The organism is Paraburkholderia sp. BCC1884 (assembly GCF_900996225.1).
Classification (GTDB): domain Bacteria; phylum Pseudomonadota; class Gammaproteobacteria; order Burkholderiales; family Burkholderiaceae; genus Paraburkholderia.
On the sequence record NZ_CAAJGL010000101.1, the window covers coordinates 529,542 to 553,101 of the forward strand.

Genomic DNA, 23,560 nt, shown 5'->3' on the forward strand with positions numbered 1-23,560 from the left:
AATGCGTAGGCTTAAGGGAATAGGTGTGCTCTTTAAGCCGTTCGTGTATTCAATCTTATTTTTGTGATTACGTTTTTCTGTTCTGCGATGACTCTTTCTAATCCGTTGGCCGATTCCGTTCGTCTTTTGTGGTCGCTGTTACGTGAGCAAGGTTTCGACACTGCCGCGCGCCGCGCGCTCGAACTTGCCGAGTCAGGCGTCACGCTGCAATTGCACGCGGATCTGTGTGCGAGTGCAGGGCGTTTTGAAGAGGCGTATCACAGCGCATCTCGCGGTGCATCTCAGGCATGGGAAGGCGCGCATGCAAACGTAGATGCCCACGCCCACGCCAACGCCCACGCCGTCCGCTACGCTCGCCTCGCCCTGTTCGCCGATGCACTCGGCCATGCCGACGCCGCGCAGCGTCACAGCGAACGGGCGCTGGCTGCGCAACCGCCAGCGGCAGCGCTGGCGTGGATCGCCTGGCTGATCGACGACTGCGGCGCATTATCAGCGGCCGCGCATATGCTGCGCGCCTACTCACATCACGCACCGCAGGACGCACGTGCCCCATGGTGGCTGGCGATTGCGCTGACGGCGTCGACGCAGCCGTGCGCCCGGACCGAGCGTCGCACGGCGTTGCTCCGCGCGTATGAACTCGATCCCACGCTCGATCCCGCCTTGCCGTTACAACTCGTGCTGGCGCTACGCGAGATTCGCGACTGGCCGACTGTCGAGCGCATCTGCCGGCAAATGCTGGCGCGTCGTCCCGCCGATGCGGAAATGGCCTGGCAACTGAGTCACGCGCAATGGCAATGCAACGACGCGGCGGCGGCCGTCGCCACCATGCGCGCCGTGGATGCCGTCGCGCCCGGCAATGTCAACGTGCGGGCCGCCATCGGCATGTATCTGGGCGAACAGGCGCGTTATGCGGAAAGCGAAGCGGTCTTGCACGAAGCGCTCGCGCTCGATCCAACCGCGATTCAGCCGGCGCTCGATCTGGCCGACCTCGAATTGCGACGCGGCGCATGGACCGACGCGTGGCCGCGCTTCGAAACGCGTCTCGCGCGCGACGATCGCGAAACCAGCAATGTCATCCCGGTGATGACGCGTCTGTGTCCGCGCTGGCAGGGCGAGGCGCTTGCCGGCAAGACGCTCGTGGTCCACAGCGAACAGGGCAGCGGCGACGACATCCAGATGGTTCGCTACGTGCCGCAACTCGCCGCGCGCGTGAGCGACGAAGGCGGCCGGCTCGTGCTCGCCGTGCGTCGCGCCTTGCAGCCGCTGTTCGCGCGGTTTTACGCGCAGTGCGTGTCGATCGAAGCGGGTCCGCTCGGCACACCGCACTACAGTCTGCCGATGATGAGCCTGCCGCTCGTGCTCGGTCTTCGGCCTGAGCAGGTGCGCGGCGCCGCCTATCTGCAGGCCGAGCCGAACAGACTGGCCGTTTGGCGCGAGCGCGTGCAGGCGTGCGCGCCAGGTGCCAAACGGCACGTGGGGCTCGTCTGGTCAGGCAGTCCGAGTCATCGACGGGACGCCAGGCGCTCGATCCCGCTGTCGGCGCTGACGCCGCTACTGGCATTGCCCGATGCGGTATTTCATCCGCTCACGCCCGGCCGGCAGGCGGACGTCGCCGCCTTGTGCGCACAAGGCCACGCCGTGTGCGACCTGACGCAAGCCTATGAAGCCGGCTTCGACGACGTGGCGGCTCATCTCAGCGCGCTCGACGCGCTGGTGACGATCGACAGCGCGCCGCTGCATCTGGGCGGCGCGCTAGGCCAACCGGTTTTCGCGATGCTCGATCACGTGTCGCACTGGTCGTGGGGCAATGAAGAGTCGCAAGCCTGGTACGACTCGGTCGAGATGTTCCGGCAACCCGAGCCGGGCGCATGGGCGCCCGTGGTCGAGCGGGTGGTGGCGCGGTTGCAAGGGCTCGGCGCGCCTTCGCAGTCAGGCTGGTCGCCAGAGCCCGGCGCGCGCTGACTCGGCTAGCGCTTAGTTCTTACCCATCAGCGTCTCCATCGTTTCGCCGCGTACGACGATCTCGGTGCGACGGTTCAGGGCGCGTCCTTCGGGCGTATCGTTACTCGCCACCGGGTCGTTATACGCATGCCCCTTCGTGCGGATCCGATCCATCTCGATACCACGCGCCACCAGCGCGTAGCCGACCGCCGTCGCCCGCGATTCGGACAACTGCTGGTTGTACTCGAGCGTGCCGACATTGTCGGTGTAGCCCTCGACGAGAATCGGCTTCCGGCTGCGCTTGAGCAGAATCGCCGAACGATTGAGCACCGTTATCGCATCGGCGCGAATCTCGGATTGATTGAAGTCGAACAGCGCCGATTCCGGCAGCCTGACTGCGACGCCGTTAGCCACCGGCGTCACCTCGATACCGACTGCATGGTTCAGCGAGGTTTCCGTGTCGCGATTCAACGGGGCCGTGCAGCCGGCCACCAGCAGAATCGTTGTCGTGCACATCGTTGCAGTGAGCCAATTTTTCATCGTTCTTTCCCCTACGTCCTGATTCGATCACAAGGCGTGTCCATCGATCGTGGACGAGCCGCCCGCCTGGCAAAACCCGGAGGTTTTATCGTGCATCGCGGGCGGGGGAGAATCGGAACACTCTGAAATTGCCGCTCTGCTTGAGACGCGTCGGCATTCGAGTGACCTGTGCTGGCGTGTCCTGACAGAAGGGGATGCCGCACTGAGTCATCGTCCGATAGTTGCGCCGCTATAATCCGACACCATGCTTATCCGTTTCGATGCTGCCGACGCCCACTGGCGCGTCGCCCCCTTGCCCGGCTTCAGCGCCGCGCAGAAAGACTGGCTGACCCGCGGCGGTTCACTGACCGCTCATCTGCGCGCGCTCGGCGCGGTCGCGGTGCGCGTCACGCGCGAGCGCGTCGCGCTGCCGTGGGCCGATGAAGCCGCCGCGCTCGGCCTCGCTGACCGGGCGCCGGTGTGGGTCCGCGAAGTGGTGTTGTCGGTCGACGGTGTGCCGTTCGTCGCCGCGCACAGCATCGCGCCGCTCGCGGCGAGCGTCGGCGTCTGGCAGGCCATGCGGCGCTTGCGTACGCGACCGCTGGCGGAGCTGCTATATAGCGACAGCAGCGTGGCGCGTTCGTCGCTGGTGAGCCGGCGCGTGAGTGCGCGGCATCCTTTGTACCGTTTGTCGGCGCCGCGGATCGCGACGCCGCTGCCGCATGCGCTGGTCGCACGCCGCTCGGTGTTCGAACGCCACGGCGAGCCGCTGATGGTGACCGAATGCATGCTGCCGGCGCTGTGGATGCATTTAGCGGCGGTGTCCGCAGCAGGCCAGCCGGAGGCAGGCGATGCGCAGCATGCCGCCCATCCGCGCTTACGCGAGCATGGCCGTCCGCTCGACCACACGGCGTCGCGCGCGCATCCCGCGACGCGCGCGTCCGGCGAACGGAGCGACTGATGCTGCGTGGTTTCCCGCCCGTCGTCGCTGCGGACACGCACACGCTGATTCTCGGCAGCTTTCCCGGCGAGGCGTCGCTCATCGCGACGCAGTATTACGCGCATCCGCGTAACCAGTTCTGGCGTCTGCTCGGTGCCGTGCTCGACGAACCGGAACTCGCCGGACTGACCTACGAAGCGCGTCTGCGCCGGGTGCTGGCGCACGGCATCGGCGTCTGGGACGTGCTGGCCGCCTGCGAGCGCGAAGGCAGCCTCGACGCGGCGATCCGCAACGCCAGCCCGAACGATTTCGCTTCATTGCGCGCACATGCGCCGAAGCTCGCCAAAGTCTGCTTCAACGGCAAGACGGCAGGCCGCTTTGCGCCGGTGATCGGCGCCGCCGGCTACACCACCCTCGTATTGCCTTCGTCGAGTCCGGCGAATGCTATGCTCTCGTTCGACCAAAAATTGTGCCTCTGGCGCGACATCCTTACATGACGAAACTGATCAAACGCGCTTCGGCCGAGGCCCGTGCCTTCCGCAACAAAGACGTTGACGCCGCCGGCGGCAAACACAGGGACAAGCATAAGGGCAAGCACAAGGACAAGGCGTCGCGCAAAGCGAAACACGCTTCCCGTGACGACGACCTGCACGACGCGCCGCAAATCGAAGCGCCGCGCAAGCCGCGATTCGCCCCGGTGACGTTCTCGGAAGAAGGCGGCGTGCGCTTCCTGCATTTCGGCACGGAGTGGGTGCAAGGCGCGATGCGTCTGCGCAAGCCGGATCACATCGAACTCGAATACGCGCAGCAGATGATGGCCTGGCTGCTCTTCATCGAAACGCCCAGGCGCATCGTCCAGCTCGGCCTGGGCGCGGCGGCGCTGACCAAGTTCGCGCACCGCTTTCTGAAGCGCGCGAAGGTCGAGGCGGTGGAAGTGAACCCGGCGGTCGTCATCGCGGCCCGCACGATGTTCGAACTGCCGCACGACGACGCCCGTTTGACCGTGCACGAAACCGACGCCTGGGACTTCGTCAACGACGGCGCCAACCACGGCACGATCGGCGCGCTGCAAATCGACGTGTATGACGCCACCGCGCGCGGCCCGGTGCTCGACAGCGTGGGCTTCTATCGTGCGGCGCGTGCCTGTCTGACCGACGCGGGTGTCGTGACGGTGAATCTGTTTGGCGATCATCCGAGCTTCGTGCGCAACATGAAGCGCCTGAACGAAGCCTTCGACGGCCGCGTCGTCGCGCTGCCGGAAGTGCACGACGGCAATCGCATCGCCATCGCGTTTTCAGGCCCGGCGCTCGACGTGCCGTTCACGGCGTTGCAAACCCGCGCCAAGCTGATCGAAGCGGAACTCGGCTTGCCGGCGCGCAAGTGGATCAAGGGTCTGCAGGAATCGACCGGCCAAAGCGGCGCGTCGTTCTCAATCTGATTCCGATGCAAGCCGGGTCGGCCCGATCGTAAGCGGTCCGACCCATATCGGTGCACGGGACGTGTGAGCCGCGCGCGGGACCAACCCGACGCGCACGCGCCCCGGTCGCACTTCTATCGTTGTGCCCACGCGACGCTTCTTGCCGTCGTCTTCCCTCAGCCTCCAAAGCGAACCTGAACTGGCCGTGAAAGCGCGCCACGCCTCGGGTCCACCCTGCTTGACCGCGCCTTCGCGGCTCCTATACTCTTTCGAAGCTTTCGGGGCGCCCGTGGCCATCCGCGACGGGTTCACCACCCGTCAAACACGGGCCAACAACATTTCAATAATAGGGAAGAGGAGACGTCATGGCTCACGACGCCGACGCGAACAAGGCCAGCAAGCACTGGCTCTGGTTGCTGCTGTTGCCCTGGATCGCGATGATCTGGGTGCCGTCATACAACAAGATCGAACCGCAGCTATTCGATTTTCCGTTCTTCTACTGGTATCAGCTCCTCTGGGTGCTGATCAGCGCGGTCATCACGGCGCTCGTGTACTTCAAGACCAAGAGCCGCTCCAAGGGCCGTCCGCAAGGGGGCGCACGATAATGAACGCCACCGCAACTTTCGTCTTCGTCCTGTTTTTCATCGGCGTCACGATTCTCGGCTTTGTCGCGGCCCATTGGCGGCGCGGCGATCTCGCCCATCTGGAAGAGTGGGGCCTGGGCGGCCGGCGCTTCGGTACCATCGTCACGTGGTTCCTGCTGGGTGGCGACCTGTACACCGCATACACCTTCATCGCCGTGCCGGCGCTGGTGTTCGGTGCGGGCGCAACCGGTTTCTTCGCGCTGCCGTACACGATCCTGATCTATCCGTTCGCGTTCATGGTGTTCCCGAAACTGTGGAGCATCGCCAAGCGTCAGGGCTACGTGACATCGGCGGACTTCGTGTCGGCACGCTATGGCAGCCGGATGCTCGCGCTGGCGATCGCCGTAACCGGTATCGTCGCCACCATGCCGTATATCGCGCTGCAACTGGTCGGTATCGAAGTGGTGATCGGCGCGCTCGGTTTCGACACCAAGGGCTTCGTGGGCGACCTGCCGCTGATCATCGCGTTCGCGATTCTCGCGGCCTACACGTACACGTCGGGCCTGCGTGCGCCGGCCATGATCGCGGTGGTGAAGGACATCCTGATCTACATCGTGATCTTCGCCGCGATCATCGTGATTCCGCCGCAACTGGGTGGTTTCGGGCACATCTTCAGCGTCGTGCCGCCGGCCAAGCTGTTGCTGAAGGCACCGGACGTCTCCAGCCTGAACGGCTACAGCGCGTACGCGACACTGGCGGTGGGCTCGGCGCTCGCGCTGTTCCTGTATCCGCACTCGATCACGGCGGTGTTGTCGTCGAAGTCGGGTAACACGATCCGCCGCAACATGGCGATGCTGCCGGCCTACTCGCTGGTGCTCGGCCTGCTCGCGCTGCTCGGCTTCATGGCGCTGGCCTCGGGCGTGAAGGACATGCCGGAATTCGCGCCGTACTTCAAGGCGTTCGGCCCGAACTTCGCGGTGCCGGCGCTGTTCCTGCACTTCTTCCCGTCGTGGTTCGTCGGCGTGGCGTTCGCGGCGATCGGCATCGGCGCGCTGGTGCCGGCGGCGATCATGTCGATCGCGGCTGCCAACCTGTACACGCGCAACATCCACAAGGAGTTCGTCAACCGCAACATGACCAATGAGCAGGAGACCAATGTTGCCAAGCTGGTCTCGCTGATCGTCAAGGTCGGCGCGGTGGCGTTCATTCTCGGGCTGCCGCTCACGTACGCGATCCAGCTGCAACTGCTGGGCGGCATCTGGATCATCCAGACCTTGCCGGCCATCGTGCTGGGTCTGTACACGCGCGTGCTCGACTACCGCGGCCTGCTGGCCGGCTGGGCAGTCGGTATCGCCACCGGCACGTGGATGGCGATTTCGTTGAAGCTGGCCGGCTCGATCTTCACGATCCATCTGTTCGGCATGGCGATTCCGGGCTACGCGGCGGTGTGGTCGCTGATCGTGAATCTGGTGGTGTCGGTGGCGGTGAGCCTGCTGGTGCGCGCAGCCGGCATGCAACGCGCCGAAGACCGCACGCGTCCGGAAGACTACCTGGACGTGGTCGAAAGCTAAGGCGAACGCTTTACTGCCTTCGATTCGAAGCGCCAGACCGCACAACGCCCGCAGACGAAAGTTTGCGGGCGTTTGTCTTTACGGAGCAGTCAGGGCAGGATAGCGGAACCGTCCTTCGACGCCCTCGACGCGCTGCCATGGCAACAGCCGATTCCCGCACTGTGATTCCACGCCGTTCGGCGCTCAGCCGGATGGTGCGCGCGATTACGTCGCCTTATTACCGATACCGGCACGCGAAGATGCTGCACAGTTTGCGCGTGGGCTTCGCGATGCTGTTCTCGATTCTCGCGACCACGGGTATCGACATTCCGCATGGCATCTGGTCGTCGGTGACGCTGCTGGTGGTGATCGGCGGTTTGCAGCATCACGGCAACATCCGCAAGAAGGCGGCCGAGCGGGCGGCGGGCACGCTGCTCGGCGCGACCATCGGTCTTGCGCTGATCCTGCTGCAGAATCTGACCGGCTCGCTGCCGCTTACCTATGTGCTGATGTCGATCGTCGCGGGTATCTGCGCATGGTTCGCGATCGGCTCGTCGGGCTATATCGGTCTCCTGACGGCGATCACCATGTGTATCGTCGCGGGTCACGGCGACAATCTGATCGACGTCGGCTTGTGGCGCACGCTGAACGTGCTGATCGGCATTGTGATCGCGCTGGCGTTTTCATTCGCCTTGCCGCTGCACGCGACGTATTCGTGGCGCTACGGCATTGCGGCCAACCTGCGCGCCTGCGCGCGGATTTATGCCCGCCTGCTCGACGGCGAGGCGATCAACGAGGAAGAGCAGATCAAGCACTTTCTGGCGATCAACAAGCGGCTGGTGCAATTGCGATCGTTGATGCCTTCGGTGGCGAAAGAGATCGATGTGCCGCAGTCGAAGCTCGAAGAGATCCAGCGCTTGCATCGCTCGATACTCAGTTCGCTTGAACTGCTCGCCATCGGACCGCTGATGCAGGCGGGCGCGGCGGCACGCGTGGCCTATGCGGAACAGTGCGGCGTGGAAGTGCGGGCCGTGCGCGCGGTCCTGCTGGCTATGGCGCGTGGCTTGCGATTTGGCCGCGCGACGCAGTTCGGTATTCCGGACGGTACGACCTTCGCGCAGGCGCTTTGCGAAGTGTCGCCCAACCTGTCGCCGGACTTGCAGGGGCCGTATTGGCTCGGTCAGCGCCTGGCCGAACAGGTGGAGCGGCTGCGCGCGTTATTGCTGGAAACCGAGCCGAACTGGAATATCGAGCGCGCCTCGCGGAACCTGTTGAACGTCTAGCGATTCGCGCAGGGCGCGGCTTCGACGCGCTCAGGCTTCCGGCAGCGTCACCATCCACAGCAGACCGAAGCGGTCTGTCACCATCCCGAAACCCTTGCTCCAGAAGGTGGGCTGAAATGGCAGCATTACCTGTCCACCGTCGGCGAGCGCAGCGAAGTATTTTTCCGCGGCGGCCGGATCGTCGGCGGTCAGCGACAGGCTGAAACCGTCCATCCTGGCCGAGGGATCGCAATGGCCGTCGGACGCCATCCAGATGGATGAACCCATCTTGACGGCCGCGTGCATGATCTTCTCCTCGAGACCCGGACGGGGCTGATTCTGCGGGTCCGGTGGCGCTTCCTTGTAGCGCATCTTGAAGGTCACTTCGGCGCCGAGGTGGGCGCAGTAATACTCGAGCGCTTCTTCGCAACGGCCGTTGAAAAAGAGGTAAGGCTGAACGTACATGATCGTCTCCTGCAAGAGGGGCGGCCGCACCGTCAATCCTCGCGTGCGTCGGGGAGAAGAGCGGGCGTGCAGACGATTGTAGTCGTGCGATGCGGGCGCATCGTGACTTAATGTCTAGGGTGAGGGTTGCGGATTCGCACGCTCTGATTGCCGACCGTAAATGCCGAACGTAAACGGCGAGCGGCCCTGAACCATGTGATTCAGGGCCGCTTGCGCAGCGCCGCACTCAGGCGGCTGCTGCGAGGCGAAACGCGCCTGACCGGCTTAGCGCAGCGCTTCGATCAGCTTTTCCAGCTTCACGGCGTCCGCGGCAAACGCGCGGATACCTTCGGCAAGCTTCTCCGTCGCCATCGCTTCATCGTTGACGAGGAAGCGGAATGACGATTCGTCGACCGGCACGCGTTCGATGTCCGCGTCTTTCGAAAGATCCGCCGACAGCTTACGCTCGACTTTCTCGGTGCTCTCCTGCAGCTTTTGCAGCAGATCCGGGCTGATGGTCAGCAGATCGCAGCCCGCCAGTTCCAGAACCTGACCGGGCGTGCGGAAGCTCGCGCCCATCACCTCAGTCTTGTAGCCGAACTTCTTGTAGTACGCGTAAATGCGGCGCACCGATTTGACGCCCGGATCGTTGGCGCCGCCGTCTTTCGCTTCGTCCCACGCGCTGCCGGCGTTCTTCTTGTACCAGTCGTAAATGCGGCCGACGAACGGCGAAATCAGCTGCGCGCCCGCTTCGGCACAGGCGGCGGCTTGCGCCAGCGAGAACAGCAGCGTCATGTTGCAGTGGATGCCTTCCTTCTGCAGCACTTCGGCCGCGCGGATGCCTTCCCACGTGGAAGCCAGCTTGATCAGCACGCGTTCGCGGCCGATGCCATGTTCCTTGTACAACGCGATCAGTTCGCGGCCCTTGGCGATCGACGCTTCGGTGTCGAACGACAGGCGCGCGTCCACTTCGGTCGAGACGCGGCCCGGGATGATCTTGAGGATCTCGGTGCCGAATGCGATCAGCAACTGGTCGATGATCTCGCCGACCGGCTTCGACGCGTGCGCCTTCACGGTCTTTTCGAGCAACGGCTTGTAGTCGTCCTTCTGCACCGCCTTCAGGATCAGCGACGGATTGGTGGTCGCGTCCTGCGGCTTGTACTGGGCAAGCTGCTGGAAGTCGCCGGTATCGGCCACGACGGTGGTGTATTGCTTGAGTTGGTCGAGTGCGGTTGTCATGTTCGAGCCTTCAGGGCGCGCGTGCGCCGTGGTTCAGGAGAATGAGATCGCCGCCGCGCTGGTGGGACGCACCAGTGCAGGCGGCCGCGGGTCACGCTGCTGCGTTGTCCGCCATCATGCCGGGGAATTTTGACGGAAAACGCTGCGGGATGCTTCTATTCTATGGCGGATCGCCTGATGCAGTATTGACACTTGCCCGCGGCGATCCGTTCAAACGAATTTGGGGCGGCGCCTTCAGGCGCGCCGCGCGTTCAACACGACTTGCGTCACCACGCCCGCCACCAGTCCCCAGAATGCGGAGCCGATGGACAGCAGGGTCAGGCCGGACGCGGTCACCATGAACGTGACGAGCGCCGCCTCGCGTTGTTTCACGTCCTGCATGGCGTTGGCCAGACCGCTCATGATCGAGCCGAACAGCGCCAGCGCCGCGACCGACACCACCAGCGCCTTCGGCAGCGCCGCGAACAGCGCGGCGATGGTCGCGCCGAAAATCCCCGCGATCAGATAGAAAATGCCGCACCAGACCGCTGCTGTGTAACGCTTGTCGCGGTTTTCGTGCGCTTCCGGGCCGGTGCAGATCGCCGCTGTAATTGCCGCAAGATTGATGCCGTGGGAGCCGAACGGCGCGAGCAGCAGCGAGGCGATGCCGGTCGTCGAAATCAGCGGGGCCGAGGGCGTGGTGTAACCGTCCGCGCGCAATACCGCGATGCCGGGTACGTTTTGCGACGCCATCGCGACGACGAACAGGGGAATCCCGATGCTGATGCCGGCAGCCACCGAGAACACCGGCAGGGTGAACACCGGATGCGCCAGCGCGATATGAAAGTGGCTGAAGTCGAGCAGCCCGAGCGTGCCCGCCGCCGCTGTGCCGACGATCAGCGTCGTCACGATCGCATAGCGCGGGGCCAGACGTTTGACGATCAGATAGGTGAAAAACATCGTCAGCACGAGCGCGGTCTGAAATTGCGCGGCGCGGAAAATCTCGATGCCGATCTCGAACAGAATCCCCGCCAGCAAGGCCGAGGCGATGCCGGCCGGGATCTTCTTCATGAGTGTGTCGAACCAGCCCGTCAGGCCGACCACGGTCAGCAGCAGCGCGCAGACGATAAACGCGCCGATCGCCTCGGCATACGCCACATGCGGCAGCGACGACACCAGCAGTGCCGCGCCCGGCGTCGACCAGGCGATCACGATCGGCGCGCGAAAGCGCAGCGACAGGCCGATCGTGCACAACGCCATGCCGATCGACAGTGCCCAGATCCACGAAGAAATCTGCGCGTCGCTCAGATGGGCGGCCTGGCCGGCCTGGAACATCAGGACGAGCGAGCTGGTGTAGCCGGTCATCATCGCGACGAAACCCGCGACGATGGCGGACAGCGAGGTGTCGGCAAAGGGATTGAGACGCCCGCGCGGCGCGCCGGCAGGGGACAAATCGGAGGATGAAGACGGGTTCATGCAGAAGCTTTCTTATAGTTGGAGATCAAGCGAAACAGACTATTTGCTCAACGTACGCATGGCGGTCTCCAGCCCGGCGAGCGTGAGCGGATACATGCGCTGGCCGAGCACTTCGCGGATCGCGCTGACCGACTGCCGGTAAGCCCACAGGCCTTCCGGCTCGGGATTGAGCCAGGCGTGATGCGGAAAATGATCGGCCAGACGCCGCAGCCAGACAGCGCCGGCTTCGGCGTTGTTGTATTCCACCGAGCCGCCCGGCTGCAGCACTTCGTACGGACTCATGGTGGCGTCGCCGACGAAGATCAGTTTGTAGTCGGACGTGAATTTGTGCAGCACGTCCCACGTCGGCATGCGCTCGGCGTGGCGGCGGCGGTTGTGCTTCCACAGGAAGTCGTACACGCAATTGTGGAAGTAGTAGAACTCGAGGTGCTTGAATTCGGCCTTGGCGGCGGAAAAAAGCTCTTCAGTGCGCTTGATGTGGTCGTCCATCGAGCCGCCCACGTCGAGCAGCATCAGCACTTTCACCTTGTTGTGCCGCTCCGGCACCATCTTCAGGTCGAGCCAGCCGGCGTTGGCGGCGGTGCTGCGGATCGTGTCGGGCAGATCGAGCTCTTCGGCGGCGCCTTCGCGGGCGAAACGGCGCAGGCGGCGCAGGGCGACCTTGATATTGCGCGTGCCGATTTCGACCTGGTCGTCGTAATCGCGGTAAGCGCGGGCTTCCCAGACCTTGACGGCCGTGCGGTTGCCCGCGGCGGCGTCGCCGATGCGCACGCCTTCCGGGTTATAGCCGCCGTTGCCGAAGGGCGAGGTGCCGCCCGTGCCGATCCACCGGTTGCCGCCTTCGTGGCGCTCTTTCTGCTCGTCGAACAGTTCTTTCAGGCGCTCCATCAGCTTGTCGAGGCCGCCCATCGCTTCGATCTGCGCTTTTTCTTCCGGCGACAGATCGCGTTGCAGCTTCTTCTTCAGCCAGTCGAGCGGAATGTCGAAGGCCAGCTCCGAGGCTTGCGCCACGCCTTTGAAATACGCGCCGAACGCCTGGTCGAACTTGTCGAAATACTGTTCGTCCTTGACCAGCGTGATGCGGGCGAGATAGTAGAAGTCGTCGAGCGACGGGGCGATCACGTTGGCCTTGAGCGCCTCGAGCAGCGTCAGATATTCCTTCACCGACACCGGCAGCCTGGCGTCGCGCAGCGAGTAGAAGAAATCGATCAGCATGCGGGTTCCTCTGCGGCGGGTGGTTCGTGTGGCGTGCCGGGCAATGGCAGGTCAATGCGGGCTGAGCGGGCTAAGCGGGCTAAGCGGCTAAGCGGCTAAGCGGGCGCCGCTGGCTACGGCGTGGCTCGGTGGTTCGGTGACCGGTCAGCGGTCGCCGGCCCCCGCCGCCGCCGCTCAGCGGTTATTGCGGTTCATGAAAATCAGGCGCTCGAACAGGCTCACGTCCTGCTCGTTCTTCAGCAGAGCGCCATGCAGCGGCGGAATGATCTGCTTCTGGTCGGTCGAGCGCAGCGCTTCGGGCGGAATGTCTTCGGCGAGCAGCAGCTTGAGCCAGTCGAGCAGTTCCGACGTCGACGGTTTCTTCTTCAGCCCGGCGACGTTGCGCAGCTCGAAAAAGCTCTGCATGGCGGCCGCCAGCAGTTCCTTCTTGATACCGGGGTAATGGACCTCGACGATCTGCTGCATCGTGACCGGATCGGGAAACTTGATGTAGTGGAAGAAGCAGCGGCGCAGGAACGCGTCGGGCAATTCCTTCTCGTTGTTCGAGGTGATGATCACCAGCGGCCGTTGCTTCGCGCGGATCAGCTCATGCGTCTCGTAGACGTAGAACTCCATGCGGTCGAGTTCGCGCAGCAGGTCGTTCGGGAATTCGATGTCGGCCTTGTCGATCTCGTCGATCAGCAGCACGACTTGCTCGTCCGCCTCGAAGGCCTGCCACAGCACGCCCTTGACGATGTAATTGCGGATGTCCTTGACGCGCTCGTCGCCGAGCTGCGAATCGCGCAGACGCGACACCGCGTCGTACTCGTAGAGACCTTGCTGGGCCTTGGTGGTGGACTTGATGTGCCACTGCAGCAGCGGCATGCCGAGCGCGGCGGCGACCTCTTCGGCGAGCATGGTCTTGCCCGTGCCGGGTTCGCCCTTGATGAGCAGCGGGCGCTTCAGCGTCATCGCGGCGTTGACCGCGAGCTTGAGGTCGTCGGTGGCGACGTATTGCGATGAGCCTTCGAAACGCATAACGAGACGCTCTTTTCTGGGAAAAAACCCAGTATAAGTCAGAAGGCCTGTTGCCCTGAAACCGGCTCGCGTATGGTGTCAGCCGTGGCTTTGTGGCCCCCAGCTGGACCGCGGGGCCGCCCGATGGACGTGCGGCTCGGCGTCGCGGTACAATTAGCCCGATTTTTTTGGCCTGCGTGGCTACCCTATAAGAAGAACGGCGCGGGCCGTTGCCTTTTCGGGCGCCCGTCTCCCCTCAAGCCAGGTTACATGCTATGAATAAATTCGTTGGCAAACACGTCTTGATCGCAGCGTTGTCGGTGCTGGCGGGCTATACGGCCAGTGCGCAGGCAGCGGATGTCGTCGGCAACGCAAAGGCGGGCCAAGGCAAGGTCGCAATGTGTATCGGCTGCCACGGCATCCCCGAATACCGCACGGCCTACCCCGAGGTCTACCGCGTCCCGATGCTCGGCGGCCAGAATCAGGCATACCTGGAAAACGCTCTGCATGGCTACAAGAAGGGCGATCGCCATTTCGAAACCATGCATGCGGTCACCGCGTCGCTGTCGGACCAGGACATCGCCGACATCGCGGCTTATTACGCAGCGCAAAATTCCTCTTCGAAAAGCAATCCCGACAAGTGATCGGCCGCGGTTAACCGTCCAGTCACCCGGCAAATAAATTCGCGGGATAGGAGAATTCATGAATAAGCCCCAACAGGCACTCCACACAGTGTTCAAGGCTGCATGCGCGTCGGCGGCAGTGATCGGTCTGGCTGCAGCGAACCTCGCGCACGCGGCCGACGCTGGCAACGGCAAGGTCCTCGCCGACAGCCACAATTGCGCGGCATGTCACGGTGTCAATCTGAACAAGCCGGTGAGCCCGGAATATCCGAAACTCGCGGGCCAGCATTCCGATTACGTCTACTGGGCGCTGCGTCAGTACCAGATGGGCAACGGCAACCCGCACCTCGGTCGCAACAACGCGATCATGCAGGCGCAGGTGCAAAGCCTCTCGCCGAGCGATATGAAAGACCTCGCGGCTTACATCGAATCGCTGGACGGCGATCTCGTGCAGAAGAAGTGAGCGCGGCCGGCCGCTTTTAAAGCGGCCTTCGCCCATGACAACACCCCGCTTCGGCGGGGTGTTGTGCTTTTGGGGCTAGGTTTTGTCGCTGTGTCGTCCGGCGGGACGTCGGCCTGGCTTGCGGGCTCAGCAGCGGCTTCAGTCGCGCGTGGCGCGCCGCTCGATACGCTGCAGATAGGCGTCCGTGTCCGGCGGCGTGCCGGTGCGCTGCGCTTCCCAGATGGTTTCGCCGAGGCAATCCATGATCGCGTGCTGCGCGTCGTGGGTCGAGCCGAGGCGCGCGGCGAGCCGCTCGTGCGCGGCGCGGATGCCGGGCGGCTGGTCGATCGACAGCTGTTCGGTGATCGCCAGATGCATCGACAGATGCAGGAAGGGGTTGGTCTGGCCGCGCTCCGGCGAATAGTCCTGCGCCTGGGCGGCGCCGCCATCGGCCAGGTCGGCGTGGTATTCGGGGTGTTCGACGATCCAGTCGGCCGCGATCGCCTCGAGCGGCGTCAGAATCTCGCCTTGACGCTGCTTGCGCCAGGTGTCGGTGAAAAAGAGGCGGACTTCATCGCGGCTGGGATTGAACATCGTGGGGATCGGGGTGTTGTGGGGGCTTGGGCTCCGAAGTTTGGTCCGGACGCGCTGGTCAGCATTTTACGCCGGGGCGGCAGAGCATGCTGACGAGGCAGTGCGCCACGCCGGAGCCGCACAGCCGGGGCACCGCGCTGCGCTGAATGGCGCTGCACCTGCTCCGCACCGAAACGGCACCACACCGTACGACCCCACGACGCGCTCAAAGATCCGGTGGCGGCGTCTTCGGCCGGAATTCGCACAGCGGCTCGATCACGCAATGCCAGCACTCGGGCCGACGCGCCTTGCACACGTAGCGTCCATGCAGGATCAGCCAATGGTGCGCATCCTGCTTGAACTCGGCGGGCGTGAATTTCTCCAGCGCCGCTTCGACCGCGCGCACGTCCTTGCCGGGCGCGAGTCCAGTTCGATTGGCAACCCGAAAGATATGCGTGTCCACGGCGATAGTCGGATGACCGAACGCGGTATTCAAAATCACATTCGCCGTTTTACGGCCGACGCCCGGTAGACTTTCCAGCGCTTCGCGATCCTCGGGCACTTCGCCGCCGTACTGGTCGAGCAGAATGCGGCAGGTCGCCATGACGTTCTTCGCCTTGGTCCGATACAGGCCGATCGTCTTGATGTAGCCGGTCACGCCTTCTTCACCCAGATCGAAAACCTTCTGCGGCGTGTTGGCAACCGGGAACATCTTGCGCATGGCCTTGTTGACCGAGACGTCGGTCGCCTGTGCCGACAACAGCACGGCAATCAGCAGTTCGAACGGTGTGGTGTACTCGAGTTCGGTGGTCGGATGCGGGTTGAGACTCTGAAGCGTCTCGTAGATGGCGCGGCGTTTGTTCGCGTTCATGCGGGTGGCAGATACGGTTAGCGCTTGTTGACGGGCGTGTCGGCGTCGTCGTCGGCGAGTCCGAGACGGCGACGACGCGCTTCTGCCGCATCGATCTGAGCCTGCACATCGGCGCTCACGCGCTCGGTGTTCTGCGGGCCTTGACCCTTGGCGGAGAGCTCGGCTTTCTTCTGGCGGGCGCGTTCGAGCGCCGCCTGGATGATCGCGCGTTTCTTCGCGTCGGCGTCGTCGGGAGCGGGCGTAGGGGCGGGGGCCTCAGACGTGGACGCAACATCGGAGTGCTCAATCTGCGCATCGGTTCGAGCCACCGCCTGAACCGCGCTCGCCGCGCCACCGGCTCGCCGCGCCGCAGCACGTGCTTCGGCAGCTTCGCGCTCCCGGGCGAGGCGTGCTTCGCGCAGGTCATGGCGCTCGCGCGCCGCGTCGGCCTGGGCCTGGCTCCATGCGTGCCAACCGGTTGCCTCACCGGTGACGGTCGGCATGGCAATGCAATCGACCGGGCAAGGCGGCACACACAGATCGCAACCGGTGCAAAGCTCGGCGATCACCGTATGCATCTGTTTCGGGGCGCCAACTATTGCATCCACGGGGCAAGCCTGCATGCACAACGTGCAGCCGATGCAAACCTGTTCGTCGATAACCGCCAGCGCGCGCGGCCTTTCGACGCCGTTGGCGGAATTAAGCGGAATCAGCGGTTTGCCGAGCAGGGCGGCAAGGCGAGCAATGCCCTCGGCGCCGCCGGGCGGGCACTGGTTGTAATTGGCTTCGCCGCTTGCGACGGCCTCGGCATAGGGACGGCATGCGGGAAATCCGCACTTCGTGCATTGCGTCTGGGGGAGCAGATCTTCGATGCGACCTGCGAGTGTTTCGATGTCTGTCACGGTCACGACGTTGGGGCTTAGGCTTGCGGCCGCACAGCTTGAACTAAATAGCACATTATCGCCGATTTCCCCGATTGCCATCCGCAATCCATGTGCCATAATCGAAGCGCTTTTTCGAAAGACCGCAGAAGGGTATTCCCCCAACCAGCCCGTTCAGTGCTGTCGGTGCAAGGCCCGAGGAGAGGCCGGCGGCGCGATCCGGATAACGCGGCTCACGAAGACGATGCCACCATGAATCAGCCGAAAATCAAAAGAGATCCTGAAGGCACGCGGCGCCGCATTCTGCTTGCGGCGGCCGAAGAGTTTGCTAATGGTGGGCTATTCGGCGCGCGCGTCGATCAGATCGCCCGCCGCGCGGAAACGAATGAGCGAATGCTCTACTACTACTTCGGTAGCAAGGAGCAGCTTTTCACGGCGGTACTCGAGCACGCATTCAGCGCGCTCAACGAAGCGGAACGTACACTCGAACTGAACGGGGTTGCCCCCGTCGAGGCCGTCACACGTCTCGCGCATTTTGTTTGGGATTACTACCGCGATCATCCCGAGTTGCTGCGGCTCATCAACAACGAGAATCTGCACGAGGCGCGCTATATGCAGAAGTCCACGCGCATTCGTGAAATGATCTCGCCGATCGTCGCTACGCTTGGCGGCATTCTGGAGCGCGGTCAGCGCGCGGGCCTGTTCCGTACCAACATCGACCCTTTGCGCTTTTACGTGACGCTCTCGGGCATGGGCTACTACATCGTGTCGAACCGCTTCACACTCGAAGCGACACTCGGCCGTGATTTCAGCAGCGCCGGCGAACGCAGTGAAGTGATCCAGATGAACACCGAGTTGCTGCTCGCGTTCCTGCTGCGAAAGTAAGGGGCCTTTAGCCGCGCACCTCGCAAAACGCGTTTCTGAAACGACAACGGCCTCCGCACTGGAGGCCGTTATCTTTTGTGGCGTCGCGCGCTCAGGCTTCGACTTTCTCTTTCGCTACCTTCGGCGCCTTGTTGTGCTCGAGGATGAACTCGCGCAACTGCGGATAGATGATGGTGCGCCAGCGGCGTCCCGAGAAAATGCCGTAGTGGCCGCATTTTTCCGCGGTGAAATGACGCTTGTCTTTGGCCGGAATGCCGGTGCACAGGTCATGTGCGGCATAAGTCTGGCCGTCGCCGGAGATATCGTCCAACTCGCCTTCGATCGTGAAGAGCGCGGTCTTCGTGATGTCCTGCGGCTTCACCCGTTCGCCGGCGACGTCCCACGTGCCTTCGGCGAGGCAGAATTCCTGGAACACCACGCGGATCGTGTCGAGATAGTAATCGGCGTCCATATCGAGCACGGCGTTGTACTCGTCGTAGAAGCGGCGATGCGCTTCCGCATCGTCTTCGTCGCCGGCCAGCAGGCTCTGGTAGTAGTCCCAGTGCGACGCCGCGTGACGCTCCGGATTCATCGCGACAAAACCGGTGTGCTGCAGGAAGCCCGGGTAAACCTTACGACCCACGCCCGGATAGTTCGCCGGCACGTTGAAGATCACGTTGTTCTCGAACCATTCGTACGAGTGCTGCGTGGCGAGCGAGTTGACCGAGGTCGGGCTCTTACGCGCGTCGATCGGGCCGCCCATCATCGTCATGGTGCGCGGTGTTTCTTCGCCGCGGCTCGCCATCAGCGAAATGGCGGCGAGTACCGGCACGGTCGGCTGGCACACGGAAATCACGTGCAGATTCTTCGCGCCGATGTGGCGGATGAATTCCTGAATGTAGGCAACGTAGTCGTCAAGACGGAACTCGCCGGCTTCGAGCGGCACCATGCGGGCGTCGATCCAGTCGGTGAGATACACCTTGTGGTCTTGCAGCAACGTGCGCACGGTGTCGCGCAGCAACGTGGCGTGGTGGCCCGACAACGGTGCGCACACGAGCACGACCGGCTCGTCTTTCAATTGGATGACAGCGTCGCTGTCGTCGGCGAAACGCTTGAAGCGCATCAGGCGGCAAAACGGCTTCTCGATGATCGTTTGTTCGATGATCGGAATGTTGTGGCCGTCTTTGACAATCTGATGGAGGTTGAACTCGGGCTTTTCGTAATCTTTGCCGAGCCGGTAAAGCAGTTCATAACCGGCCGAAAGGCGCGTGGCGCCTGGTACGTAGGCGAGGGGACTGGCGGGATTCGCGAAGGATTTCGACGCCGCCTGGGCCCAGGCTGTAAGGGGGCTCAACAGCGCCCGCTGGAATTCGTGCAGTTGGTAGAGCATGGGTGCTCCGTTTTAAGCGGTTCGCATGAGGCTTCGCAAACACGCGTGTGGCGTTGCGGCAGGCCAATTTGGTTGTGGGCACATTGATTTTCGGCCGACATTCCGATCGATCATATCGAACAAAGCGTACTTGTGCAATGCAGCAATTTGCGTGCGCCTCGCACGCAAACTGTCATTAAATCATGCTACTGGCGATGTTGCTGCGCCGCTATCGGGGCTTGCCACAGCCTTCAGTTCTGCTTCCTCGTTGCCGATATGAGGCGGCTGACCGGTGGCCTGCGCCATCTCCTGTTCGTGCTTCATGAGGTTCAGTCCGGTGTGCACCAGCGCCACGTGCGAGAACGCCTGCGGGAAATTGCCGACGAGACGTTTGGCCGCCGGATCGTATTCCTCGGCGAGCAGACCGACGTCGTTGCACAGCGCGAGCAATCGCTCGTACATCGCCGTGGCTTCGTCGAAGCGGCCCTGCATGGCGAGGTTGTCGACCATCCAGAACGAGCACGCAAGGAAAGTGCCTTCGCCGGGCGGCAGGCCGTCGTCGAATTCGGTGGTGCGATAGCGCATCACGAAGCCGTCGTGCATCAGGTCGCGTTCGATCGCCGCCACCGTGCCGATGACGCGCGGGTCGTCCGGCGGCAGGAAGCCGACCATCGGCAGCAGCAGGATGCTGGCGTCGAGCTGGTCGCTGCCGTACGACTGCGCGAACGCGTTAAGCGTCGGATTCCACGCTTTCTCGCAGACTTCCGCGTGGATCGTGTCGCGGGTCGCGCGCCATTGGTCGAGCGGCCCTTCGAGCTTGAACATTTTAGCCGAGCGGATCGCGCGGTCGTAGGCGACCCAGGCCATCACCTTGGAAAACGTGAAATGCTGGCGGCCGCCGCGCGTTTCCCAGATGCCTTCGTCGGGCTCGTTCCAGATCGTGTCGAGGTGAGTCAGCAGCGCGCGTTGCACGTTCCAGGCGGTGTCGTCCGCTTGCAGGCCGCCGACGCGCGCGAGATGCAGTGCGTTCATCACTTCGCCGTACACGTCGAGCTGACGCTGGCCGACCGCGTTGTTGCCGATCCGCACCGGCTTCGCGCCCTGGTAGCCCGGCAACCAGTCGATCTCGAACTCGGGCAGACGGCGCTCGCCGGCGAGCCCGTACATGATCTGCAATTGCTCCGGCGCGCCGGCCATCACGCGACCGAGCCAGCTGCGCCAGGCGCGCGCTTCGTCGAAGTAGCCGCCGCGCATCATCGCGAGCAGCGTGATGGTGGCGTCGCGCAACCAGCAATAGCGGTAATCCCAGTTGCGCGTCCCGCCGATTTGTTCCGGCAGCGAAGTGGTAGGCGCCGCGACGATGCCGCCGGTCGGCTCATACGCCAGCGCCTTCAGCGTAATCAGCGAGCGCTGGATCGCACCCGCCCAGCGCCCTTCGACGGTGCTGCGCGCGGACCATTCGAGCCAATGATTTTCGGTGCGTGCGAGCGACGTATGCGGATCGCGCGCGGGCGGAATCCGCAGATGCGAAGGCGCGTAAGCCAACGAAAACGGTACGCGCTCGCCCTCGCTCACGGTGAATTCAGCGACGGTTTTCATGTCTTCGCCGCGCAACTCGACCGGCGTGCGCAGCACGGCGTTGTCGGGGCCGGCAATCGCCTTGATGCCGCTGTCGTGCTTCAGCCGATCCACCCACGGAATCGAGAAGCCGTAATCGAAACGCAGCACCAGTTCCATCTTCATGCGCACGGTGCCGCGTTTGCCGACGACGATCCGCACCATCTCCGACCAGCCGTTGCCCGGCGGCATGAAATCGATCAGTGTGACGGCGCCTTCCGGCATGTCGAAATCGGTCTCCAGCACGAGGGTTTCGCCGCGATACCGGCGCGTGATGGTGGGGGCGGTGTCGGACACTGGCGAGATCAGCCAGCGGCCATGTTCCGGCGTGCCGAGCAGGGCGGCGAAGCAGGCGCCGGAGTCGAAACGCGGCCAGCAGAGCCAGTCGACGGAACCTTCTCGGGAGACGAGCGCGGCCGTGTGGCCGTCGCCGATGAGCGCATAGTCTTCGATGAGTGCGGGCATGGGGGAGCGTGTCAGTGTGAAGCGCGGCGCGGGCCGCGGCGTTGGAGGTTGTGTCTATTACCGGACCCGTGCGCTGCGCTTTGGTTCATCGCGCCATACGGTAAAACCGGGTTGGTAATCTGCCGAACCACTGCCTACAATCGGATTTCATGCCGATGCCCGGATGATCCATCGGCCTCGCCCCTGGTGGTTGCAGACGCCGTCTCCGAGGACACAAGCCATGCTGAACCCGTCGAAGTCCGATTGCATCAAGATTCTCTCGGCCGCCAGCGAACTGACCGACGATTCGATGTTGCCGCTCGATCATGGCCGGCTCGGCCTGAGCCGCAACACCATGTTGGCCGCAGCGGCCTTTCTGATCGAAAGGGCGTGTTTCCGGGCTCACCAGCAAGGTGACGGCCATTATGCCGTCGGTGCGTTGTCGCTGCAGGGGCGGTTGCGTCTCGATCAGCTTTCGAACGGCTGACACGATCAGCTGACACGGTCGACTGACAAGACGGGTTGAAACGGGCGGCGCCAGCCGCTCGCCGCCAGCCTTCAGTTCGCCTTCGCGGTGGCCAGGCGGGACGCGGCCACCGCGCATCGTCACGCGCGTTACTCAGAAGTGCGACGACCCCACACCAAAGATGCCGATGATGCCGATGATGATCAGATAGAGCGCGACGATGTAGTTCAACAGACGCGGCATGACCAGGATCAGAATGCCGGCGATCAACGAAACGAGCGGGCCCAGGCTGAGTGTGACGTTCATGAAGACTCCGTAGTGTGTGACGCGTAAGACGCGATTAAAAAAACGCCCCGCGACGCGGGACGAGGACCACTCATGCAGCGATGTGCCGGCTTGAGCCGAGGCCGTCGCCGGATTCGCTGCATGATCCGGCACAACGCTTTTATACTTGCTTCGATAAGAACAACGCTCGACCGATCGCGCGGCAGACCAGAGACACCATTAGAACCGATTCGACTAAATAACCGATGTCCAGGAGGTCTCCATGCTTCGTCTTCACCGGGCCGCCGTGCGTGCCGCCACCGATTCCCGCCCGACTTCTGCTGCCGGCTCGACCTCACTGCGCGCGGGGCGGCCCGCTCCGATGCGCTCCGCCCGTTCGATCATAAAAGGTTTCGCGCTCATGGTCTCGATTGTTGCTTCGCACGCGTTTGCGCAAGATTCCGGCCCGGCTCCCGCCGACGGTGTCTACGACATGCTGGTCGGTACCTACACCGGTGGCAGGAGCGAAGGTCTGTACGTGTACCGCTTCGATACGAAGACGGGTGAAGCCACGCGCGTCTCGGTCGCGCAGACCGTCAACCCATCTTACCTGGTCGTGAGCCGCGACCGCCGGTTCGTGTACGCGGTCAACGAATTACCGGGCGATAACGGACCGGCCTCGCAGCGCGGCGGCATCAGCGCATTTCGCTTCGACGCCGCGAGCGGTCAACTGACTTTCCTCAACAAGGTCTCCTCGGACGGCAACGATCCGTGCTATCTGAGCCTGTCGCCGGACGGCAAATATCTGCTCACTGCCAACTACTCGGTGGCCGCCGATCCGGGCGGCAGCTTCGCGGTGTTCCCCTTGCAGGGCGATGGCCAGGTGGGCGCGTCGGTGTTGACCGTGCATCATGAAGGCGGCGGTCCGGTGAAGGGGCGGCAGGACAACTCGCATGTGCATTCCACGGTGTTCTCGCCGGATGGCCACTATCTGTTCGCGCAGGATCTCGGCGCCGACAAGCTGTACTCGTATCGCTACACACCCGATGGTAGTCGCGGCCTGCTCGGGCCGACCGACTGGCGCTACACCCAGGAGAAGGCGGGCACGGGTCCGCGTCATCTGGTGTTCGGCGCGGACGGCAAGCATGCGTATCTGACGAGCGAACTGGCCGGCACGGTCACGACCTTCAATTACGACGACGGCCGGCTCACGCAGGTACAAGTACTCTCGCTGACGGAGCCTGGCTTCAAGGGCGCAGTAGGTGGGTCGGCGATCCATCTGTCGCCGGATGGACGCTTCCTGTACGCGTCCAATCGCGGCGACGCGAACGACATCGTGATCTTCTCGGTCGATCCGACCAACGGGCATCTGAAGAAGATCGGGCATCAGTCGAGCCTCGGCAAATCGCCGCGCGAATTCGCGATCGATCCGACGGGCAACTGGCTGATCGTCGGCAATCAGAACAGCGATACCGTGTACGTGTTCAAGCGCGATCAGCAGAGCGGCTTGCTCGAAGCGAATCCGAAGCGCTATGAGATCGGTTCGCCGGTGGACTTCAAGCTAGTGTCGCCGTCGTGAGATTGCACGACCGATGAAAAAACGGG

General features: G+C 63.5%; 24 protein-coding genes. 12 read left to right on the forward strand and 12 right to left on the reverse strand.

Annotated features, from left to right (window positions below):
* The first annotated feature begins 87 nt into the window (after nucleotides 1-87).
* Nucleotides 88-1,962: a hypothetical protein gene (locus tag FQ705_RS24760; RefSeq protein ID WP_144145284.1), complete on the forward strand. Its 1,875-nt coding sequence runs from the start codon at nucleotides 88-90 to the stop codon at nucleotides 1,960-1,962.
* A gap of 12 nt (nucleotides 1,963-1,974) precedes the next feature.
* Here the strand turns inward: FQ705_RS24760 and FQ705_RS24765 are convergent, their stop codons facing one another.
* A complete protein-coding gene (locus FQ705_RS24765; RefSeq protein ID WP_144145289.1) occupies nucleotides 1,975-2,481 on the reverse strand; it encodes an OmpA family protein in 507 nt (168 codons plus the stop codon).
* 244 nt (nucleotides 2,482-2,725) lie between these two features.
* On the opposite strand from FQ705_RS24765, the gene FQ705_RS24770 reads away from it, so the two are divergent.
* The 6 genes from FQ705_RS24770 to FQ705_RS24795 all read left to right on the forward strand — a co-directional run bounded on the left by FQ705_RS24770 (nucleotide 2,726) and on the right by FQ705_RS24795 (nucleotide 8,234).
* Complete coding sequence (locus tag FQ705_RS24770) at nucleotides 2,726-3,421, forward strand: chorismate--pyruvate lyase family protein (protein ID WP_144145294.1); 696 nt, start codon at nucleotides 2,726-2,728, stop codon at nucleotides 3,419-3,421.
* Nucleotides 3,421-3,897, forward strand: coding sequence for a DNA-deoxyinosine glycosylase (locus FQ705_RS24775; protein WP_144145299.1), 477 nt, complete (start codon nucleotides 3,421-3,423; stop codon nucleotides 3,895-3,897). Before FQ705_RS24770 ends, FQ705_RS24775 begins: the two co-directional genes overlap by 1 nt.
* Complete coding sequence (locus tag FQ705_RS24780) at nucleotides 3,894-4,838, forward strand: spermidine synthase (RefSeq protein ID WP_144145303.1); 945 nt, start codon at nucleotides 3,894-3,896, stop codon at nucleotides 4,836-4,838. Before FQ705_RS24775 ends, FQ705_RS24780 begins: the two co-directional genes overlap by 4 nt.
* A gap of 344 nt (nucleotides 4,839-5,182) precedes the next feature.
* On the forward strand, nucleotides 5,183-5,422 hold the full coding sequence (locus tag FQ705_RS24785) for a DUF3311 domain-containing protein (RefSeq protein WP_144145309.1): 240 nt from the start codon (nucleotides 5,183-5,185) through the stop codon (nucleotides 5,420-5,422).
* A complete protein-coding gene (mctP, locus tag FQ705_RS24790; protein WP_144145313.1) occupies nucleotides 5,422-6,972 on the forward strand; it encodes a monocarboxylate uptake permease MctP in 1,551 nt (516 codons plus the stop codon). Before FQ705_RS24785 ends, mctP begins: the two co-directional genes overlap by 1 nt.
* Nucleotides 6,973-7,109: 137 nt before the next feature.
* The gene (locus FQ705_RS24795) at nucleotides 7,110-8,234 is read left to right on the forward strand and encodes an FUSC family protein (RefSeq protein ID WP_186307983.1); all 1,125 of its coding nucleotides are present in this window, start codon (nucleotides 7,110-7,112) and stop codon (nucleotides 8,232-8,234) included.
* A gap of 30 nt (nucleotides 8,235-8,264) precedes the next feature.
* On the opposite strand, the gene FQ705_RS24800 is transcribed toward FQ705_RS24795, so the two are convergent.
* The 5 genes from FQ705_RS24800 to FQ705_RS24820 form a co-directional block, all read right to left on the reverse strand.
* Nucleotides 8,265-8,678, reverse strand: a complete 414-nt coding sequence (locus tag FQ705_RS24800) for a VOC family protein (protein ID WP_144145316.1) — start codon at nucleotides 8,676-8,678, stop codon at nucleotides 8,265-8,267.
* A gap of 264 nt (nucleotides 8,679-8,942) precedes the next feature.
* Entirely contained in the window at nucleotides 8,943-9,896 is a 954-nt protein-coding gene (gene tal / locus FQ705_RS24805) for a transaldolase (RefSeq protein ID WP_144145320.1), read from the reverse strand.
* Nucleotides 9,897-10,130: 234 nt separating this feature from the next.
* Complete coding sequence (locus tag FQ705_RS24810; protein ID WP_144145324.1) at nucleotides 10,131-11,351, reverse strand: benzoate/H(+) symporter BenE family transporter; 1,221 nt, start codon at nucleotides 11,349-11,351, stop codon at nucleotides 10,131-10,133.
* A gap of 39 nt (nucleotides 11,352-11,390) precedes the next feature.
* Nucleotides 11,391-12,566: a vWA domain-containing protein gene (locus FQ705_RS24815; RefSeq protein ID WP_144145328.1), complete on the reverse strand. Its 1,176-nt coding sequence runs from the start codon at nucleotides 12,564-12,566 to the stop codon at nucleotides 11,391-11,393.
* Between the two features lie 174 nt (nucleotides 12,567-12,740).
* Nucleotides 12,741-13,583 (reverse strand): AAA family ATPase, encoded by an 843-nt coding sequence (locus tag FQ705_RS24820; RefSeq protein ID WP_144145333.1) that lies wholly within the window; start codon nucleotides 13,581-13,583, stop codon nucleotides 12,741-12,743.
* Between the two features lie 254 nt (nucleotides 13,584-13,837).
* Between FQ705_RS24820 and FQ705_RS24825 the strand changes: the two genes are divergently transcribed.
* Both FQ705_RS24825 and FQ705_RS24830 read left to right on the forward strand, forming a co-directional pair.
* A complete protein-coding gene (locus FQ705_RS24825; RefSeq protein WP_144145336.1) occupies nucleotides 13,838-14,206 on the forward strand; it encodes a c-type cytochrome in 369 nt (122 codons plus the stop codon).
* A gap of 58 nt (nucleotides 14,207-14,264) precedes the next feature.
* Nucleotides 14,265-14,648 carry a c-type cytochrome gene (locus tag FQ705_RS24830; RefSeq protein ID WP_144145342.1) on the forward strand — a complete coding sequence of 128 codons (384 nt, stop codon included), beginning with the start codon at nucleotides 14,265-14,267 and terminating at the stop codon, nucleotides 14,646-14,648.
* A gap of 138 nt (nucleotides 14,649-14,786) precedes the next feature.
* Here the strand turns inward: FQ705_RS24830 and FQ705_RS24835 are convergent, their stop codons facing one another.
* From FQ705_RS24835 to rsxB, 3 genes are all read right to left on the reverse strand, one after another.
* Nucleotides 14,787-15,221 (reverse strand): DUF1841 family protein, encoded by a 435-nt coding sequence (locus tag FQ705_RS24835; protein WP_144145347.1) that lies wholly within the window; start codon nucleotides 15,219-15,221, stop codon nucleotides 14,787-14,789.
* Nucleotides 15,222-15,426: 205 nt separating this feature from the next.
* On the reverse strand, nucleotides 15,427-16,071 hold the full coding sequence (gene nth, locus FQ705_RS24840) for an endonuclease III (protein WP_144145353.1): 645 nt from the start codon (nucleotides 16,069-16,071) through the stop codon (nucleotides 15,427-15,429).
* Between the two features lie 17 nt (nucleotides 16,072-16,088).
* Nucleotides 16,089-16,958: an electron transport complex subunit RsxB gene (gene rsxB, locus FQ705_RS24845; protein ID WP_260854606.1), complete on the reverse strand. Its 870-nt coding sequence runs from the start codon at nucleotides 16,956-16,958 to the stop codon at nucleotides 16,089-16,091.
* 225 nt (nucleotides 16,959-17,183) lie between these two features.
* On the opposite strand from rsxB, the gene FQ705_RS24850 reads away from it, so the two are divergent.
* The gene (locus FQ705_RS24850; protein ID WP_144145363.1) at nucleotides 17,184-17,816 is read left to right on the forward strand and encodes a TetR family transcriptional regulator; all 633 of its coding nucleotides are present in this window, start codon (nucleotides 17,184-17,186) and stop codon (nucleotides 17,814-17,816) included.
* A 91-nt stretch (nucleotides 17,817-17,907) separates the two neighbouring features.
* Here the strand turns inward: FQ705_RS24850 and FQ705_RS24855 are convergent, their stop codons facing one another.
* A complete protein-coding gene (locus FQ705_RS24855) occupies nucleotides 17,908-19,185 on the reverse strand; it encodes a polyhydroxyalkanoate depolymerase (protein WP_144145366.1) in 1,278 nt (425 codons plus the stop codon).
* Nucleotides 19,186-19,365: 180 nt separating this feature from the next.
* Nucleotides 19,366-21,246 (reverse strand): glycoside hydrolase family 15 protein, encoded by a 1,881-nt coding sequence (locus FQ705_RS24860; protein WP_144145369.1) that lies wholly within the window; start codon nucleotides 21,244-21,246, stop codon nucleotides 19,366-19,368.
* 220 nt (nucleotides 21,247-21,466) lie between these two features.
* On the opposite strand from FQ705_RS24860, the gene FQ705_RS24865 reads away from it, so the two are divergent.
* Nucleotides 21,467-21,712 carry a hypothetical protein gene (locus FQ705_RS24865; RefSeq protein WP_144145374.1) on the forward strand — a complete coding sequence of 82 codons (246 nt, stop codon included), beginning with the start codon at nucleotides 21,467-21,469 and terminating at the stop codon, nucleotides 21,710-21,712.
* Nucleotides 21,713-21,844: 132 nt separating this feature from the next.
* Here FQ705_RS24865 and FQ705_RS24870 read toward each other — a convergent pair whose 3' ends face one another.
* Nucleotides 21,845-21,997 (reverse strand): DUF3096 domain-containing protein, encoded by a 153-nt coding sequence (locus FQ705_RS24870; protein WP_007175701.1) that lies wholly within the window; start codon nucleotides 21,995-21,997, stop codon nucleotides 21,845-21,847.
* A gap of 241 nt (nucleotides 21,998-22,238) precedes the next feature.
* Between FQ705_RS24870 and FQ705_RS24875 the strand changes: the two genes are divergently transcribed.
* Nucleotides 22,239-23,534 (forward strand): lactonase family protein, encoded by a 1,296-nt coding sequence (locus FQ705_RS24875; RefSeq protein WP_144145380.1) that lies wholly within the window; start codon nucleotides 22,239-22,241, stop codon nucleotides 23,532-23,534.
* The last annotated feature ends 26 nt before the right edge of the window (nucleotides 23,535-23,560 follow it).

Bases quoted from the DNA above. Each gene is read 5' to 3' on its own strand.
- FQ705_RS24770 (WP_144145294.1), top strand. From the start codon at position 2,726: ATGCTTATCCGTTTCGATGCTGCCGACGCCCACTGGCGCGTCGCCCCC.
- FQ705_RS24785 (WP_144145309.1), top strand. From the start codon at position 5,183: ATGGCTCACGACGCCGACGCGAACAAGGCCAGCAAGCACTGGCTCTGG.
- FQ705_RS24860 (WP_144145369.1), bottom strand. From the start codon at position 21,246: ATGCCCGCACTCATCGAAGACTATGCGCTCATCGGCGACGGCCACACG.
- FQ705_RS24760 (WP_144145284.1), top strand. From the start codon at position 88: ATGACTCTTTCTAATCCGTTGGCCGATTCCGTTCGTCTTTTGTGGTCG.
- FQ705_RS24780 (WP_144145303.1), top strand. From the start codon at position 3,894: ATGACGAAACTGATCAAACGCGCTTCGGCCGAGGCCCGTGCCTTCCGC.
- FQ705_RS24825 (WP_144145336.1), top strand. From the start codon at position 13,838: ATGAATAAATTCGTTGGCAAACACGTCTTGATCGCAGCGTTGTCGGTG.
- FQ705_RS24865 (WP_144145374.1), top strand. From the start codon at position 21,467: ATGCTGAACCCGTCGAAGTCCGATTGCATCAAGATTCTCTCGGCCGCC.
- FQ705_RS24765 (WP_144145289.1), bottom strand. From the start codon at position 2,481: ATGAAAAATTGGCTCACTGCAACGATGTGCACGACAACGATTCTGCTG.
- FQ705_RS24820 (WP_144145333.1), bottom strand. From the start codon at position 13,583: ATGCGTTTCGAAGGCTCATCGCAATACGTCGCCACCGACGACCTCAAG.
- FQ705_RS24870 (WP_007175701.1), bottom strand. From the start codon at position 21,997: ATGAACGTCACACTCAGCCTGGGCCCGCTCGTTTCGTTGATCGCCGGC.
- FQ705_RS24850 (WP_144145363.1), top strand. From the start codon at position 17,184: ATGAATCAGCCGAAAATCAAAAGAGATCCTGAAGGCACGCGGCGCCGC.
- FQ705_RS24815 (WP_144145328.1), bottom strand. From the start codon at position 12,566: ATGCTGATCGATTTCTTCTACTCGCTGCGCGACGCCAGGCTGCCGGTG.
- mctP (WP_144145313.1), top strand. From the start codon at position 5,422: ATGAACGCCACCGCAACTTTCGTCTTCGTCCTGTTTTTCATCGGCGTC.
- FQ705_RS24775 (WP_144145299.1), top strand. From the start codon at position 3,421: ATGCTGCGTGGTTTCCCGCCCGTCGTCGCTGCGGACACGCACACGCTG.
- nth (WP_144145353.1), bottom strand. From the start codon at position 16,071: ATGAACGCGAACAAACGCCGCGCCATCTACGAGACGCTTCAGAGTCTC.
- tal (WP_144145320.1), bottom strand. From the start codon at position 9,896: ATGACAACCGCACTCGACCAACTCAAGCAATACACCACCGTCGTGGCC.
- FQ705_RS24855 (WP_144145366.1), bottom strand. From the start codon at position 19,185: ATGCTCTACCAACTGCACGAATTCCAGCGGGCGCTGTTGAGCCCCCTT.
- FQ705_RS24835 (WP_144145347.1), bottom strand. From the start codon at position 15,221: ATGTTCAATCCCAGCCGCGATGAAGTCCGCCTCTTTTTCACCGACACC.
- FQ705_RS24875 (WP_144145380.1), top strand. From the start codon at position 22,239: ATGCTTCGTCTTCACCGGGCCGCCGTGCGTGCCGCCACCGATTCCCGC.
- FQ705_RS24795 (WP_186307983.1), top strand. From the start codon at position 7,110: ATGGCAACAGCCGATTCCCGCACTGTGATTCCACGCCGTTCGGCGCTC.
- FQ705_RS24830 (WP_144145342.1), top strand. From the start codon at position 14,265: ATGAATAAGCCCCAACAGGCACTCCACACAGTGTTCAAGGCTGCATGC.
- FQ705_RS24800 (WP_144145316.1), bottom strand. From the start codon at position 8,678: ATGTACGTTCAGCCTTACCTCTTTTTCAACGGCCGTTGCGAAGAAGCG.
- FQ705_RS24810 (WP_144145324.1), bottom strand. From the start codon at position 11,351: ATGAACCCGTCTTCATCCTCCGATTTGTCCCCTGCCGGCGCGCCGCGC.